This is a genomic window from Chromobacterium aquaticum (genome assembly GCF_021129195.1).
GTDB classification, from domain to species: domain Bacteria; phylum Pseudomonadota; class Gammaproteobacteria; order Burkholderiales; family Chromobacteriaceae; genus Chromobacterium; species Chromobacterium aquaticum.
The window spans coordinates 1-15,985 of the sequence record NZ_JAJOHW010000154.1 but is presented as its reverse complement, the minus strand read 5'-3'; the positions used below and the strand labels follow the sequence as shown (position 1 = coordinate 15,985).

The following is a 15,985-nucleotide window of genomic DNA, read 5'->3' as shown; positions in this document are numbered from 1 at the left end:
CAGCGGAGGCCTGATCGATGACCGCGGCGCTGCCGCGCGTAATGCTGCGTTGGTCCGTGGTTTGCCGGATGCGCTAGGCAAGACGGCGGGCGAGCTGATGTATTATGCGAAGAATCCTGGGGAACTGAGCGTGGAACAAGCCGGCGCGTTGACCGGCAATGCCTTGCTGGTGCTAGCTCCAGGCGGACGTGTACTGCGCGGCTCAGTGCTGGGCGTTGAGGCGGGTGTGGGCACGAGATTGCTGGCACGGGATGCAGTGGACGCGTTTGGGCCGCGGCTAGATCGTTTGGCGGAGCAAAGCACGCCGGGGCTGAGGATGTATGCGGTGCCGGAGGGGGGAGGTGCGGGTTACATTCCACGGGTTGATTTGGTAGATAGCTTTGTTCAGCAGAAAATGAGAGGGAGAGACTTAAGGTATCTATATCGTGGCTATGGCGATATCCATTACCTAGATGCAATTATTGATTCTAATGGAACGCTTGGTTTTGATATTAGAGCAGGTGGCAATGCAGCTGTGCTGGGAGGAGGGAAGGATATGCTTTATGGTTTAATGAATCGTCTTAAGCAAGATGGTGTTCAAGTGCAAAAAATACGCGGAACTTGGCTTGATGGAGATGGTAGCGTGAATTACGAAACATATAGAAAACTTACCTCGGGTCATTCCCCTAAATCTCCAAGCCAAGCAGCATTGGAAACTTGGACAGGGCAACAGGCAAGAGCGTTTGGGTATGGGAAAGTTGTAGATTTAAAAGATTTTGGTGTTGATGTTAAAGTGTTGTTTGGAAAATAAATTTATGAAGGGAATTGATTTATGGCTGCTGATTGTTTTGGGTTGTCTCCAGAAGATGTCACCTTTTGGAGAGGTGAAATTCGAGACTACTCGTCAATGAGTGAGTTGCTGCGTGATCTTGTGAGTAAATATAAGGTGTCTAGGAATGATGCTGGAGTGATGTTGTATGATATTTTTGATGATTTTTCATTGGATGATATTTCGTATGTTTGGAAATGGGATATTGATGGTAATGGGCAAGGGATTTCGGATGACAGTTTAGATAAATACCTTAAGCATTTGCTTCAGCACTGATGAAATGGAAGCAAGCAAGGGTAGGTAAGTGTCCAGTCCCGGACGATTGCTTACACGCTTTTTTAATAAATCGGGACGCTGCTTTTGCCAATCTTTCATGGCCTGAATCGGTGTCCGCTACACGACCGTACGGTGCTCTTGTAGGGGGCGACACCCGGCTATAAATTCCTCCATTTGTGAAGCTTAGCCGCCGGGCGTCGCGCCGCGAATGCAGGGCGGCTACTCCCATCTCCGCTACAACGTCAACGGTCATTTGGTCGAAGCGCGCGACGAAGCCAAGAACCGCAGCCTCCGCTACGTCAACAACGCCCAGGGCCGGGTGCTCAAGCGCGAGGAAACCGCCAAGGGCAGCACCTATAAACGGCAGGACTACTACTGCTACCTGGACGGCAAGCAGATCGGCGCGGTGGGCAACGACGGCGTCAGCCGCGTCGACTACGCCCAATGGATCGATTGATCTTTACCCAGATGCATTCACAAATACCGAACAACTTGTGAAAACTCTTGGTCATGAACGGACTCACACAATGCAAATTGATCTCTATGGTCATCCGAATCGATTTGCTGGCGATCCTCTGCGCATGAATAAAGAACTCCGGTTCAATGAAAATGCCGCTGATGGTATTGAGGACAGCTTTTGACAGTACTACCAGAAAAACAAAACAGGACGGCTTTGGGAGTTTGAATAATGAGCAAGAACATCACTTACATCGACTGGGTGAAGCACTTACCTATTGGCGATGCCGAATATGAGCAGTGTTCATGTCCGGTTTGCAATTCTACTGGTCTTGCATATCAGTACTTTGGATTTGCTGGTAGCGAGTTTGGCTGGAAGTTGGTTTGGTGCCCGTCGTGCATGAATGGTATCCGCATTTCCAGGACAAGGGTTCCTGCAGGGGCACAGGTTCTCATTGCTGACGAAGATCAGGAGCAATTTCTCAATCAACACTCAGAAGTTAACCTAATCGTATAGTTGGCTCGGGCCAAGCCATTTGGGGAGGGTTTGGTGTTCCAAGCCGTGCAGCTGCGCCACGCTACCAAAGCTGCTCATATTTGAAGAATGGTATGACATCTTACAGCGAAGGAACGTTGCTATGTTTAGACTAATAGAAGATGAACTCAACTATTCTGATGAGCAAGTTTGTCTCTGCAAGGATGAACTTTTCAGCTGCCAATCTTTCATGGTTTGAGTCGGTGCCCGGTGCCAATTGTGGCAAATGCTGGTTGTAGAGCAGCGCATAGCGCTCCAATGTCTCGGGCGGATCGTTGCCGGGTTCGAAGCGATGCGTGGCTAGCACATCACTGATCCGGCCATTGAAACGTTCGACCATCCCATTTGTCTGCGGGCTGCGAGGCTTGGTCAATCGGTGTTCAATGCGGAACGCGTCGCACAGCAGAGCGAACTCATGCTCGTCGCTCGCATGCTTCTGCTTGTTGAACAGCTGGCCGGTAAACTCGCTGCCGTTATCGGCCTGGATCGTCCGTACATGGCATGGTGCGGCCTTCTGTAAAGCGGACAGAAACGCCCGCCCGGCACCTGCGGTTTTGTTCGGCTTGACCTGCATAAAGATCCAGCGCGTCGCGCGATCGATGGCAACTAAAGAGGTAGCCCCGAGATGTCTCATCAGGCATCTGCGGCAAATATTTGGCGCCGGGATGTCACTTCTTGGTGTGTATCATTATTTTAAAGGGTGTCGATAGAGAATTGGGCTTGTGACGTTGTGGCGAGGTTTGTTTTGATTTTTTATTTGATGATGTTTTGATAGGGGCAGGTGTTTGTCTGGTGAAGGTGAGCTTGGAGGCTATTCGTAGTGAGAGTGGAATGACTGGTGATGAATTGTATGAATGTGCAAAGGCAGTGGTCTCAAGGGTGGATTTTGTTCGATTTGTTGAATACCTAAATCAAGATTGTAAAAATAATGGCGATGAGTGGCATAATCTTACCCTTGATCAATTTCTTGCAGGGCTTTCTGGGTTTTCAAGGGATATGAGTGGGTATTATAAGAATATGGATGAAGTTGTGGATGTAGAAGAAGTTACTTGGAAGATGGCTGCAGAGATGCGGCTGGCTGCTACTGTTTATGGGGCATGATGACTATGTTCTTGTCAGGCATATGTTGTCTGGTTAATCAACAGTATTTTGCATGGTTAGCATAGTGTGGCTTCTGGTCTTTCAGAAAGGGTGCTGGAGAAATTGGAAAATAAAATTGAGCTTGAGAGGGTTAGGCTAAAAATAGGGGTTGACTCAATGCCCGCTAATCCGTGGGAATTTGATGTTGACCTAGGGGGCGATTCTGTAAATGCTATGGAAAGGTTGCTGAGCATTGTAAGAGCCATTGCTGAAAGCTCCGTGGGAAGTTGGCCATCTGATGATGAGTGGAAAGCGATGCTTCCCGATTGGCTGAAGCATGAAGTACCTGAGCTTTCAAAGGAGCAAACGGATAAACTACTTTCAGTCACTTCTCCTCAAGATTGGGGTTCTTTGCCGTGGGAATTTTTCTCTTGGCTTGATGCCATTCGTGATCGAGGATGGCGGTGGTGGGGTTATCAACAGAAGGGAGCAACGGCAACTATTGTGCTGCATATTGCTATGTTCCCGGAGCGAATTGATGCTTTCAGAGAGTTGCTTCGTGCTGTAGGCATGCATATCACTGATGAGCGTTATACAGCGCTAGCTTAGCAAGTAGGATGGGCAAGTTATTTGGCTTGCCCGCCCCATGCCGATATCTATTGGAATCGTCATCCGGCCCACTGGCCTTTCCAATCAGCGCGGCCCCTCGGCCGCACCTCATCCCGCCTTACTTCTTCACGTTGAACGCTTTCAGCGCCGCCCGCGCCGCGGCGGCGATCATTTCGTCGCTGTGCTTGGCTTCTTTCTTGGCGTGTTTGGTGTAGACCGCCAGCACGATGGGCGCGCGCTTGGGCGGCCAGAGCACCGCATAGTCGTTGGCGGTGCCGTAGACACCGCAGGTGCCGGTTTTGTCGCCCACTTCCCAGCCGTTCGGCAGCGTGGTGCGGATTCTGGCCTTGCCGGTGGTGTTGCCTTTCAGTCAGCAAACTGATCCTGTCCAATGCGCTGAGCCTGCTGGTGGCCGCCGCCGACGGCATGGTGCTGATCAGCGAGTGGAGCTTGAATCCGGCCGGCGGCGTCAGTGGTCGGCTGCGCGGGTAAGCCGCGCTGTTAAAAAGATCAGCATTGCCAGACTGTGCTGACTTGGGCGATGTGCTAGCGGATGCTAAGCTGTGCCTGCTTTACTTAATAATTTAACTTTATGAGTTGTGCGCCGGGTGATGCTAACCGTGCAGCGCTTGGTGTTTCCTGGCATGAGGCGGCCAGCCGCCTGAACGTGAAAATCCACCGGAGAAAGATCATGCTCTCGTACTCCCGTAGAAATTTCGCCTTAATGCTTGGTGGTATGTCTTTGTCCCACTGGGTGCCGGCAAGCACATTAGAGTCTTCACCTATTTCCGTGCAGTCTGGCCGGTCTTTGCCCATCGCGGTGCAACGTTTCCATGAGCGCTTCATGCGGCGCGCCATCAAGGTTTCTGCGAAGAATCCGGCTTATCCCTTTGGCGCCGTGATCGTGAATACCAGCACTGGCGAGGTGCTGGCGGAAGGAGTGAATACAGACTCTAAAAATCCCACATGGCATGGCGAAATCGATGCAATCAATGCGTACATTGATAAGCACGGCAATACCGGATGGTCGAATGTCACGCTTTACTCAACGGGGGAGCCTTGCGCCATGTGCATGGCTGCCATCGTATGGACTGGCATCAGCAGGGTGGTTTGGGCTAGTTCAATTCAAGCTATTCGGAATGCGGGCATCGGACAAATTGATATTCCCGCGGTTGAGGTGGCGGAAAGGGCAAGAGAGTTTTATCGGCCCAAGGCGTTGATAGGAGGGGTACTGGCCGATCAAACCGATCTCATCTTCCGCAATAGGAAAAAGTAAATCCGATGGACTCTAAAAACCCATAGCCGCTGCCGGGGAGATACCGACAGCGGCTTGTTGTTTGTAAGAGCCTGTTTACGATTTGCTGTGTGCCGGCGCCACGGCGTCAGTCGGTCATTCCGGGCTCAATGGCTTGTCGCTTATGACTTGACGTTCAACGCTTCCAGCGCCGCCCGCGCCGCGGCGGCGATCACTTCGTCGCTGTGCTTGGCTTCTTTCTTGACGTGCTTGGTGTAGACCGCCAGCACGATGGGCGCGCGCTTGGGCGGCCAGATCACCGCGTAGTCGTTGGCGGTGCCGTAGACGCCGCAGGTGCCGGTTTTATCGCCTACTTCCCAGCCGTCCGGCACCGCGGCGCGGATTCTGGCCTTGCCGGTGGTGTTGCCCTTCAGCCAGTCCGCCAGTTGCTGGCGCTGCGTTTCAGCCAGCGCCTTGCCCAGCGCCAGCTTTTGCATGCTTTCCGCCACCGCCTTGGGGGTGGAGGTGTCGCGCGGGTCGCCGGGGATGGCGGAGTTCAGCTCCGGCTCCAGGCGGTCCAGGCGGAAGGTGGTGTCGCCGATGGAGCGCATGAAGGCGGTCAGCGCGGCGGGGCCGTTGATTTCCTTGAGCAGCAGATTGGCGGCGCCGTTGTCGCTGTATTGCACGGTGGCGGCGCTGAGCTCGGCCACGGTCATGCCGTTTGCCTGGTGTTGGGTTGTGAGCGGGGACCAATTAGGCAGAGTCGTTTTGCTGTAGCGGATGCGTTTGTCCAGCAGGCCGGGTTTTGCTTGGCTTTGCGCCAGCACCCCCGCCGCCAGAAAGCCTTTGAAGGAGCTGCACATGGGAAAGCGCTCGTTGGGGCGATTGGCCACGGTGGCGCCGGAACCGGTGTCGATGGCGTAAACGCCGATGCTGCCGCCAAAGTCTCGTTCCAGTTTGGCCAGCTTGTCGGCGGCGATGGCGAGCGGGTCGGCGGCCAGGGCCTGGCTCAGCGGCGTGGCCAGCGATGCGAATAAAATCAGATGCTTGAACATGGTTTTGGTCCTTCTGCCTGGTTGAAAGCTGTGGCGCTATCCTGATGGCAGAGGCTTGGGCTGTAAATCGCGCAAACTGTAACGTCTGTAACCTTTTGGCTGTTTTCAGTCTTGAAATGGCGCTCAGCCGATGGGTGCGATCATGAATATGCCCGCCTGAGGGGCGGGGGGGGCTACTTGGCGAAGACGGTTGGTGGGATGGTTCAATAAGGGCCTGCCCGCCTGATTCATGGTGTCGACAACGGCGTGCTCCCGTGCGGGGAGTACGCCGTTTTGCTTGCCTTCCCCTTGTGATGTACACGCCTTGACGCTCGCTGCCCGGCTCAGTAGGCTGTAGTTTGCGCTACGCCGAATAAGGCGCGCCGGGTTTGGAAGCCCAGAATCGTTCGACCGCAGACAGGATGTGTCCGCTTTGGCACTTCCTCGTCACGCGCCTGCCCCGTACCTGCTGTACGGGCAGGTCTTCTCTCAGGCAACGATTTGGAGGCCGCGATGCGATTCTTCTCTTTTCCCCTTTCCCTTTCTTTTCATTTCGAGTCCTTGTCACAGGAGGCTTGGCGATGACTGACGCGTGCGAAACGACGACGCGCCAGCAGTTGCTAGGCCGCGTGCTGGAGGCCAGCCAATTGGGGCTGGAGGCCTTGGAGTTGCTGCGTCCAGCCTTGGAGGTGGCAACGCGATTGGGCACCCAGGCCGAGGTGGAGGAAGGCGCCCAGGCCGCCGGGCTGTGCCGGTTGGCGCGTTGGGCGCTGGATGAGTACCACAATGCGCTGGATGTGATCCGCGAGGAGGCGGCGCGCAGCCTGCGCGACGCTTGACGCCAGTGTGACAGCAAGGGGGCGGCGGGCGCCGCCCCTGTGCTATGGCGCGGCCTGTTTCTTTGAACAGGTTCTTAGTCGCAACGCCTTGTCTCGCGAGATCGTAGGATTTGGCCTGGTTCGAGCGTCAGCTTGTCGGGCTGGGTTCGTTCCCTCCCCAGGTTTCCATTGGCATGATCTTGCCGCTGCGCTGTCAGTTGCCGGGCTTTGTTTGCGGCGGTGCGGCTTCTTGGTTCAGCGCATGGTCTTGTCTTGAGGCGGGGTCCAGTCCCTGCCAGCCGCCGCCCAGCGCGGCGATCAGCGCCACGCTGCCGGCGTATTGCCGGTTCTTCACATTCCACAGGGTGGTTTCCGCATTGATGCGGCTGCTTTGCGCGGTCAGCAGGTTGAGGTAGCTGACGGTGCCGGCGCGGTATTGGTTGAGGGTGATGGTTTCGGCGCGCAGCGCGGCGTCCACCGCGGCCTGTTGCGAGGCGGCTTCTTCCGCCAGCAGCTTTTGCGCGGCCAGGTTGTCTTCCACGCCCTGGAAGGCGGACAACACCGCCAGGCGGTAGCCGGCGACGCTGGCGTCATAGCTGGCGATGGCTTGTTCTTTCTGGGCGCTGCGCAGGCCGCCGTCGAACAGGCTGAGCGCCAGTGCCGGCCCCAGCGACCAGACGCGGTTGGGCAGGCTGACCCAGTCGGCGAAGCTGGCGCCGCGGTAGCCGCCGCTGGCGGACAGGGTGAGGGTGGGGAAGAAGGCGGCCTGGGCGATGCCGATTTCGGCATTGGCTTGCGCCACCGCTCGTTCGGCGGCGGCGATGTCGGGGCGGCGTTCCAGCAGTTGCGAGGGCAGGCCGGCGGGGATATTGGGCAGGCGCGGTTCGGCGTCGGCCGCGGCCAGGCTGAAGCTGGCCGGCGTCTGCCCCAGCGCGGCGGCGATGGCGTGTTCCAGCTGGGCGCGGGTCAGTTGCTTGTCCGCGCGCTGCGCCTGGGCGCTTTGCCATTGGCTTTCGGCCTGGGCGACGTTGGCGTCGGAGACGATGCCGGCCTGGTATTGATTGCGGGTCAGTTTCAGCGTGTCCGCCAGCGCTTGTTCATTGGCGCTCAGCTGCCGCAGTTGCCGGTCCGCCACGCTGAGTTGCAGATAGGCGGTGGCCAGCTGCGCCTGGGTGCTGAGGCGTATCGCCGCCAATTGCGCGGCGCTGGCTTCTGCCTTGGCGTTGCCGGCCTCCACCGAGCGGCGCAGGCCGCCCCACAGGTCCAGTTCCCAGCTGGCGTTGGCGCTCAGGTTGTAGCTGGTGGCGGTGGCCTGGCCCGGGGAACTGACGCCGCGGCTTTGGCCGGCGTTGAGACCCAGGCTGGGGAACAGCCCGGCCTCGGCCTGTTTCAGCAGCGCCTGGGCCTGGCGGTATTGGGCTTCGGCCTGGGCGATGCCGGGGCTTTGCCGGTTCAGGGTGTCCATCAACTGGTCCAATCGCGGGTCTTGGTAGATGTGCCACCAGTCGCCGCGCGGCACTACATCTTGCGGTTGAGCACTTTTCCAGCGGCCGTCCTCTTTGTAGGCGGCCGGCACTTCCAGCTTGGGTTTGACGTAGTCCGGGCCCAGCGCGCAGCCAGCCAGCAGCAGCGCGCAGGCCAGCGTAAGGCTTTGTGTTTTCATTGGTTTCATTCCTCGGCTCCGCGGTTCAGCGCGGCGCGCGCGGGCCGCCAGCGGCGGCACCACAGCCGGAAGCGGTCCAGATACAGGTAGACGATGGGGGTGGTGTACAGGGTCAGCAGCTGGCTGAGCAGCAGGCCGCCGACGATGGAGATGCCCAGCGGGGTGCGCATCTCGGCGCCGTCGCCGTGGCCCAGCGCCAGCGGCAGCGCGCCGAACAGCGCGGCCAGCGTGGTCATCATGATGGGGCGGAAGCGCAGCAGGCAGGCTTGGAGGATGGCTTGCTCGGGTTTCAGGCCTTGTTCGCGTTCGGCGCTGAGCGCGAAGTCTATCATCATGATGGCGTTTTTCTTGACGATGCCGATCAGCAGCAGCACGCCGATCAGCGCGATGACGTTGAATTCGCCGCCGGTGGCGATGATGGCGAGCAGCGCGCCGACGCCGGCCGAGGGCAGGGTGGAGAGGATGGTGACCGGGTGCACCACGCTTTCATAGAGCATGCCCAGCACGATGTAGACGGCGACCAAGGCGGCCAGGATCAGCAGCGGCTGGCTGTCCAGCGAGGCCTGGAAGGTTTTGGCGCTGCCCTGAAAGCTGCCGTGGATGCTGCTGGGCAGGCCGACGCCGGCCAGCGCCTGGTCGATGGCGTCGGTGGCGTCGGACAGCGATTTGCCCGGCGGCAGGTTGAAGGAAACGGTGGCGGCGGCGAACTGGCTTTGGTGGTTGACCGATAGCGCGGTATTGCTGGGTTCCCAGCGCGCGACGGCGGACAGCGGGGTGGGCTGGCCGCCCGGGGTTTGCAGATAGATGCTGTCCAGGCCGTCCGGGCCTTGCCAGTATTGCGGCGCCACTTCCATCACCACGTGGTATTGGTTGAGCGCGTTGTAGATGGTGGACACCTGGCGCTGGCCGAAGGCGTCGTTGAGCGCGGAGTCCACTTGCGCCTGGGTCAGGCCCAGCCGCGCCATGGCGTCGCGGTCGAAAACCAGCGAGGTTTGCAGGCCTTTGACTTCCTGGTCGGTGTTGACGTCGGCCAGCATCGGCAGCTTCAGCAGCGCTTGCTGCACCTTGGGCGTCCATTCGCGCAGTTCGGCCAGGTCGTCGCCCTGCAAGGTGTATTGGTATTGGGCGTTGCTGGCGCGGCCGCCGATGCGGATGTCCTGCACCGCTTGCAGGAACAGCTGGGCGCCGGGCTCGCGCGCCAGGGTCTTGCGCAGCCTGGCGATGACTTGGTCGGCGCTGTCCCGGCGCTGGTCCAGCGGCTTGAGGCTGACGAACATATTGGCGGTGTTGCGCTGGCCGCCGCCGGTGAAGCCTATGACTTTGTCCACCGCCGGGTCCTGGCCCACCACGGTGATGAAGCGTTGCAGCTTTTGCTGCATGGCCTGGAAGGAGATGTTCTGGTCGGCGCGTATCATGCCGGTGAGGCGGCCGGTGTCCTGCTGCGGGAAGAAGCCCTTGGGCACCGCCAGGTAGAGGTAGACGTTGAGGCCTATGGTGGCGGCCAGGATCAGCATCATCAGCGGGCCGTGGCGCAGCGCCCAACCCAGGCTGCGGCGGTAGCCGTCCAGCATGGCGTCGAAGGCGCGTTCGCTCCAGCGGAACAGCTTGCCTGGTTCTTTGTGCGCGTCATGCGCTTTGAGCCAGCGCGCGCACAGCATCGGCGTGGTGGTCAGCGAGACCAGCAGCGACACCAGGATGGCCACGGAGAGGGTGACGGCGAATTCGCGGAACAGCCGGCCGATCACGCCGCCCATCAGCAGGATGGGGATGAAGACGGCGATCAGCGAGATGCTCATCGACAGCACGGTGAAGCCTACTTCGCGCGCGCCGCGCAAGGCGGCCTGCATCGGTTTCATGCCGTCCTCGATGTGGCGGGAGATGTTTTCCAGCACCACGATGGTGTCGTCGACGACGAAGCCGGTGGCGATGGTCAGCGCCATCAGGCTGAGGTTGTTGAGCGAGAAGCCGGCCAGGTACATCACGGCGAAGGCGCCCACCAGCGACACCGGCACGGTGATGGCGGGAATGGCGGTGGCGCGGCCGTTGCGCAGGAACAGGAACACCACCAGGATGACCAGGGCCACCGAGATCAGCAGCGAGCGCTCCACTTCCTGCAGCGAGGCGCGGATGGTGGGGCTGCGGTCCATCACCACTTGCATCTTGATGGCGGCGGGGATGGAGGCTTGCAGCTGCGGCAGCAGCGATTTGACCCGGTCTATGGTCTCGATGATGTTGGCGCCGGGCTGGCGGAACAGGATCAGCATCACCGCCGGCTGCTGGCCCAAGAGGCCGGCGTTGCGCAGGTCCACCACCGAGTCCTTGACCTCGGCCACGTCGGCGATGCGCACCGCGGCGCCGTCTTTGTAGCTGACGATCAGCGGCAGGTAGTCGCTGGCCTTGTTGGCCTGGTCGTTGGCCTGCACCTGCCAGTGGCGCTCGTCGTTTTCCAGGAAGCCCTTGGGCCGGTTGGCGTTGGTGCTGGCGATGGCGCCGCGCACGGTTTCCATGCTGATGCCGTAGTGGTTGAGCTGGCGCGGGTTCAGCTCCACCCGCACCGCCGGCTGCGCGCCGCCGCCCACGTTGACGTCGCCTATGCCTTCCACCTGGGCCAGTTTCTGGCCGAGTATGGTGTCGGCGGCATCGTACATCTGGCCACGGGTCAGGCTGTCCGAGGTCAGCGCGATGATCATGATGGGCGCGTCGGCGGGGTTGACCTTGCGGTAGGTGGGGTTGGACGGCATGCCGGTGGGCAGTAGCGAGCGCGCGGCGTTGATCGCCGCCTGCACATCGCGCGCGGCGCCGTCGATATTGCGGTCCAGCTCGAACTGCAGGGTGATGCGGGTGGAGCCCAGCGAGCTGGACGAGGTCATCTCGGTGACGCCGGCGATGCGGCCCAGCGCCCGCTCCAGCGGGGTGGCCACGGTGGCGGCCATGGTTTCCGGGCTGGCGCCGGGCAGGCGCGCGGTGACGGAGATGGTGGGGAAGTCCACCTGGGGCAGCGGCGACACCGGCAGCAGCTTGAAGGCCAGCAGGCCGGCCAGCAGGATGGCCAGGGTCAGCAGGGTGGTGGCCACCGGGCGGCGGATGAAGGGGGCGGAGGGGATCACGAGAAAATCCTCATCGGCCGCGGAAACACACGGAAGGACACGGACAAAAACCAGCCATGCAAGGGTTTGATGGCGGTTAGCGTTGTTTGGCTAAGGGCGATCATGTCGAAAATGTCACGGAATTCCGTGTTTTTCCGTGTGCTTCCGTGGCGAATAAAAATCATGCTTCCGCCTCCGCCGTCTTGGTGCCAAAGCGTTTGCCCAGCCGGTCAAAGGCCAGGTAGATCACCGGGGTGGTGAACAGGGTCAGCACCTGGCTGACCAGCAGGCCGCCCACCATGGTGACGCCCAGCGGCTGGCGCAGCTCGGAACCCATGCCGCCGCCCAGCATCAGCGGCAGCGCGCCCAGCAGCGCGGCCATGGTGGTCATCAGGATGGGGCGGAAGCGCAGCAGGCAGGCTTGATAGATGGCGTCGCGCGGGCTCATGCCGTGTTCGCGCTCGGCCTCCAGCGCGAAATCTATCATCATGATGGCGTTTTTCTTGACGATGCCGATCAGCAGGATGATGCCGATGATGGCGATCACCGACAGGTCGTTGCCGGAAACCAGCAAGGCCAGCAGCGCGCCGATGCCGGCGGAGGGCAGGGTGGAGAGAATCGTGATGGGATGGATATAGCTCTCGTACAGCACCCCCAGCACGATGTACATGGTGACGATGGCGGCCAGGATCAGCCACAGGGTGTTGGACAGCGAGGCCTGGAAGGCCAGCGCCGCGCCCTGGAACTTGGTGTCTATGCTGGCCGGCAGGCCCAGGTCGGTTTCGGCCTGGCGGATGGCTTCCACCGCCGCTCCGAGGGAGGCGCCCGGCGCCAGGTTGAAGGACACGGTGGCGGTGGGGAATTGCCCCAGATGGTTGATGGTGAGCGCGGTGGGGCGTTCTTCTATGCTCGCCACTGCGTCCAGCGGCACCGGGCCGCCGTTGGCGGTGGGCACATACAGGCTTTTCAGCGACAGCGGGTCTTGCTGATGCTGCGGGTCCACTTCCAGCACCACGCGGTATTGGTTGGTCTGGGTGAAGATGGTGGAGATCAGCCGCTGGCCGAAGGCGTCGTAGAGCGCGTTGTCGATGGCGGCGGTGGTGACGCCCAGCCGCGCGGCGGTGTCGCGGTTGATGTTGACATAGGCTTGCAGGCCCTTGTCCTGCAAGTCGCTGGCCACATCGGCCAGCTGCGGCAGCTGGCGCAGCTTGGACACCAGTTTGGGCGTCCAGGCGGACAGGTCCTCGGCGCTGGTGGCTTGCAGCGTGAATTGGTACTGGGTGCGGCTGACGCGGGAATCTATGGTCAGGTCCTGCACTGGCTGCAGATAGAGCGCCATGCCCGGCACCGCGTCGGCCTGGTCTTGCAGCCGGGCCAGCACGGTGTGGATGTCGTCGCGCTGTTCCTTGGGCTTGAGGTTGATCAGCAGCCGGCCGTTGTTGAGCGCGGCGTTGTTGCCGTCCACGCCGATGAAGGAGGACAGGCTTTCCACCGCCGGGTCCTTGAGCAGCTGCCGCGCCAGCGCTTCCTGCTGGCGCGCCATCGCGCCGAAGGAGGTGGATTGCGCGGCCTCGCTGACGCCCTGGATCGCGCCGGTGTCTTGCAGCGGGAAGAAGCCCTTGGGCACCAGCACATAGAGCGCGGCGGTCAGCGCCAGCGTGGCCAGCGCCACCAGCAGGGTCAGGCGTTGCCGTTCCAGCACCCAGCTGAGCATGCGGCCGTAGCGAGCGATCACCCGGTCGAAGAACTGGCCGCTGGCGTGGTAGAAGCGGCCTTGCTTGTCTTCCGGCACGTGTTTGAGCAGGCGCGCGCACATCATCGGCGTCAGCGTCAGCGAGATGAAGGCTGAGATCAGGATGGACACCGCCAGGGTGACGGCGAATTCGCGGAACAGCCGGCCCACCACATCGCCCATGAACAAGAGCGGAATCAGCACCGCGATCAGCGAGATGGTCAGCGAGATGATGGTGAAGCCTATCTGCTTGGAGCCCTTGAGCGCCGCCGCCATCGGCGCTTCGCCGTCTTCGATGTAGCGCGCGATGTTTTCAATCATCACGATGGCGTCGTCGACGACGAAGCCGGTGGCGATGGTCAGTGCCATCAAGGTGAGGTTGTTGATGGAGAAGCCGGTCAGATACATCACGCCGAAAGTGCCCACCAGCGACAGCGGCACCGCCACCGCGGGGATGATGGTGGCCGGCACATTGCGCAGGAACACGAAGATCACCATCACCACCAGGGCGATGGCCAGCATCAGTTCGAATTCCACGTCGGCCACCGAGGCGCGTATGGTCACGGTGCGGTCGTTCAGCACCTTGACGTCCACCGCGCCGGGCAGGGTGTCGCGCAGCTGCGGCAGCAGCGCCTTGATGCGGTCCGCCACCTGGATCACGTTGGCGCCGGGCTGGCGCTGCACATTGAGGATGATGGCCGGAGTGGCGCCGGCCCAGGCGGCCAGGCGGATGTTTTCCGCCGAGTCCACCACTTGGGCCACGTCGGACAGCCGCACCGGCGCGCCGTTGCGGTAGGCGATGATGACGCCGCGGTATTCGTCGGCGGACTTGAGCTGGTCGTTGCCGTCTATGGTGGAGGCCTGATGCGGGCCGTCGAAGCTGCCCTTGGCCTGGTTGACATTGGCGCTGGCGATGGCGGTGCGCACGTCTTCCAGCGTCAGGCCCAGGGCGGCCAGCTGGCGCGGATTGGTCTGGATGCGCACCGCCGGGCGCTGGCCGCCGCTGATGCTGACCAGGCCGACGCCGGGCACTTGCGACAGTTTCTGCGCCAGCCGGGTGTCCACCAGATCCTCCAGCTTGGTCAGTTGCAGCGTGGGCGAGCTGACGGCTATGGTCATGATAGGGGTGTCGGCCGGGTTGACCTTGTTGTACACCGGCGGATTGGGCAGATCGGACGGCAGCAGGTTGCCGGCGGCGTTGATCGCCGCCTGCACTTCCTGCTCGGCCACGTCCAGGCTCAATTCCAGGCTGAATTGCAGGGTGATCACCGAGGCGCCGCCGGAGCTGGTGGACGACATCTGCGACAGGCCGGGCATCTGACCGAACTGGCGTTCCAGCGGCGCGGTGATGGAGGAGGTGATCACTTCCGGGCTGGCGCCCGGATATTGGGTCACCACCTGGATGGTGGGGTAGTCCACTTCCGGCAGCGCGGACACCGCCAGCATGCGCCAGGCGGTGAGACCGGTCAGGAGGATGGCCACCATCAGCAAGGTGGTGGCCACCGGGCGCAGGATGAACAGGCGCGAGGGATTCATGCCGTCTCCCCGCGCTTACTGCGCCGCCGAGGCGTGGCGTTTGCCGGCCGCGCCGCTGCCGTCGCGTTTATGGCGTCCGCTGTTGCCGGCGCCGGCCGCGGCCTGGCTGTTTTGCGCGGCGCGATCCACCACCGCGACCTTGGCGCCGTCGCGCAGCTTGTCCAGGCCGTCCACCACCACGCGCTGGCCGGGCTTCAGGCCTTGTTCGATGACGATGATGTCACCGACGCGCGCGCCGGCGCTCACCTTGGCCAGGCTGACGCTGCTGTCGGCGTTGACGGTGTAGACATAGCTGCCCACCTTGCCCAGCTGCACCGCGCTGGCCGGCACGGTGACGGCGTTTTCACGCTCGCCCAGGCTCAGGCGCACATTGACGAATTGGTTGGGAAACAAGGTTTCGCCAGCGTTGCCGAAGCGGGCCTTGAGGTTGACGGTGCCGGTGCTGGTGTTGAGCTGGTTGTCTATCGCCAGCAGCTTGCCGTCGGCCAGCTTGTTGCGGTTGTCGCGGTCCCAGGCTTCGACCGTCAGGCCGGGATTGGCGCGGCTGGCCTGCAGCACCGAGCCCAGGCTGACTTCCGGCACCGAGAACAGCACATTGATGGGTTGGGTCTGGGTGATCACCACCACGCCGTTGGTGTCGCTGGCGTGGACGATGTTGCCGGGGTCAACCTGGCGCAGGCCGACGCGGCCGGACACCGGCGCGCTGACGCGGCTATAGCTGAGTTGCAGCTTGGCGTTGTCCACCGCGCCCTGGTCCAGCTTGACCGTGCCCTGATATTGGCGCACCAGCGCTTGCTGGGTGTCCACCTGTTGTTTGGCGATGGAGTTCTGCTGCAGCAATTGCTGGTAGCGGGCCAGATCCAGCTGGGCGTTCTGCAACAGCGCCTGGTCGCGCAGCAACTGGCCTTCGGCCTGGGTTAGCGCGGCCTGGAATGGACGCGGGTCCAGTTCCGCCAGCAATTGGCCCTGTTTGACCTGCTGGCCTTCCTCGAAATGCAGTTTGTCCAGCTGGCCGTCCACGCGGCTGCGCACGGTGACGGTGTAAGTGGAGCTGACGGTGCCCAGCGCGCTGAGCTGCAGCGGCACGTTCTGCAGCCGCGCGGCGGCCACGCCCACCG

The 15,985-nt window shown here is 61.2% G+C and carries 13 protein-coding genes and 2 pseudogenes; 8 read left to right on the top strand and 7 right to left on the bottom strand.

What is annotated here, in order from left to right; all coding sequences use genetic code 11:
• The 4 genes from LQT98_RS20860 to LQT98_RS20845 all read left to right on the top strand — a co-directional run.
• On the top strand, window positions 1–790 hold a 790-nt coding region (locus LQT98_RS20860; protein WP_231464900.1), incomplete at its 5' end, for a hypothetical protein.
• Window positions 791–811: 21 nt separating this feature from the next.
• Window positions 812–1,084, top strand: a complete 273-nt coding sequence (locus tag LQT98_RS20855) for a hypothetical protein (RefSeq protein WP_231464898.1) — start codon at window positions 812–814, stop codon at window positions 1,082–1,084.
• A 208-nt stretch (window positions 1,085–1,292) separates the two neighbouring features.
• Entirely contained in the window at window positions 1,293–1,541 is a 249-nt protein-coding gene (locus LQT98_RS20850) for a hypothetical protein (RefSeq protein ID WP_231464896.1), read from the top strand.
• Between the two features lie 231 nt (window positions 1,542–1,772).
• On the top strand, window positions 1,773–2,057 hold the full coding sequence (locus LQT98_RS20845; protein WP_231464894.1) for a hypothetical protein: 285 nt from the start codon (window positions 1,773–1,775) through the stop codon (window positions 2,055–2,057).
• A gap of 220 nt (window positions 2,058–2,277) precedes the next feature.
• On the opposite strand, the pseudogene LQT98_RS20840 reads toward LQT98_RS20845, so the two are convergent.
• Window positions 2,278–2,743: pseudogene (locus LQT98_RS20840) on the bottom strand (DDE-type integrase/transposase/recombinase); the annotation flags it as partial.
• A 124-nt stretch (window positions 2,744–2,867) separates the two neighbouring features.
• Here LQT98_RS20840 and LQT98_RS20835 point away from each other — a divergent pair.
• The gene (locus tag LQT98_RS20835) at window positions 2,868–3,176 is read left to right on the top strand and encodes a DUF7660 family protein (protein ID WP_231464892.1); all 309 of its coding nucleotides are present in this window, start codon (window positions 2,868–2,870) and stop codon (window positions 3,174–3,176) included.
• A gap of 66 nt (window positions 3,177–3,242) precedes the next feature.
• Window positions 3,243–3,764 carry a hypothetical protein gene (locus LQT98_RS20830; protein WP_231464889.1) on the top strand — a complete coding sequence of 174 codons (522 nt, stop codon included), beginning with the start codon at window positions 3,243–3,245 and terminating at the stop codon, window positions 3,762–3,764.
• Between the two features lie 118 nt (window positions 3,765–3,882).
• On the opposite strand, the pseudogene LQT98_RS20825 reads toward LQT98_RS20830, so the two are convergent.
• Window positions 3,883–4,134, bottom strand: a pseudogene (locus LQT98_RS20825) (serine hydrolase); the annotation flags it as partial.
• A 222-nt stretch (window positions 4,135–4,356) separates the two neighbouring features.
• Between LQT98_RS20825 and LQT98_RS20820 the strand changes: the two are divergent.
• The gene (locus LQT98_RS20820) at window positions 4,357–5,040 is read left to right on the top strand and encodes a nucleoside deaminase (RefSeq protein WP_231464885.1); all 684 of its coding nucleotides are present in this window, start codon (window positions 4,357–4,359) and stop codon (window positions 5,038–5,040) included.
• Window positions 5,041–5,180: 140 nt separating this feature from the next.
• Here the strand turns inward: LQT98_RS20820 and bla are convergent, their stop codons facing one another.
• Window positions 5,181–6,053 (bottom strand): carbapenem-hydrolyzing class A beta-lactamase, encoded by an 873-nt coding sequence (gene bla, locus LQT98_RS20815; RefSeq protein ID WP_231464883.1) that lies wholly within the window; start codon window positions 6,051–6,053, stop codon window positions 5,181–5,183.
• Between the two features lie 560 nt (window positions 6,054–6,613).
• Between bla and LQT98_RS20810 the strand changes: the two genes are divergently transcribed.
• Complete coding sequence (locus LQT98_RS20810) at window positions 6,614–6,871, top strand: hypothetical protein (RefSeq protein WP_231464882.1); 258 nt, start codon at window positions 6,614–6,616, stop codon at window positions 6,869–6,871.
• A gap of 193 nt (window positions 6,872–7,064) precedes the next feature.
• Here LQT98_RS20810 and LQT98_RS20805 read toward each other — a convergent pair whose 3' ends face one another.
• From LQT98_RS20805 to LQT98_RS20790, 4 genes are all read right to left on the bottom strand, one after another.
• The gene (locus LQT98_RS20805) at window positions 7,065–8,513 is read right to left on the bottom strand and encodes an efflux transporter outer membrane subunit (RefSeq protein WP_231464880.1); all 1,449 of its coding nucleotides are present in this window, start codon (window positions 8,511–8,513) and stop codon (window positions 7,065–7,067) included.
• A gap of 5 nt (window positions 8,514–8,518) precedes the next feature.
• Window positions 8,519–11,620, bottom strand: coding sequence for a multidrug efflux RND transporter permease subunit (locus tag LQT98_RS20800; protein ID WP_231464878.1), 3,102 nt, complete (start codon window positions 11,618–11,620; stop codon window positions 8,519–8,521).
• Between the two features lie 160 nt (window positions 11,621–11,780).
• A complete protein-coding gene (locus LQT98_RS20795) occupies window positions 11,781–14,867 on the bottom strand; it encodes an MdtB/MuxB family multidrug efflux RND transporter permease subunit (protein ID WP_231464876.1) in 3,087 nt (1,028 codons plus the stop codon).
• 15 nt (window positions 14,868–14,882) lie between these two features.
• Window positions 14,883–15,985 (bottom strand): MdtA/MuxA family multidrug efflux RND transporter periplasmic adaptor subunit (locus tag LQT98_RS20790; protein WP_231464874.1); only part of this gene is annotated, 1,103 nt, incomplete at its 5' end.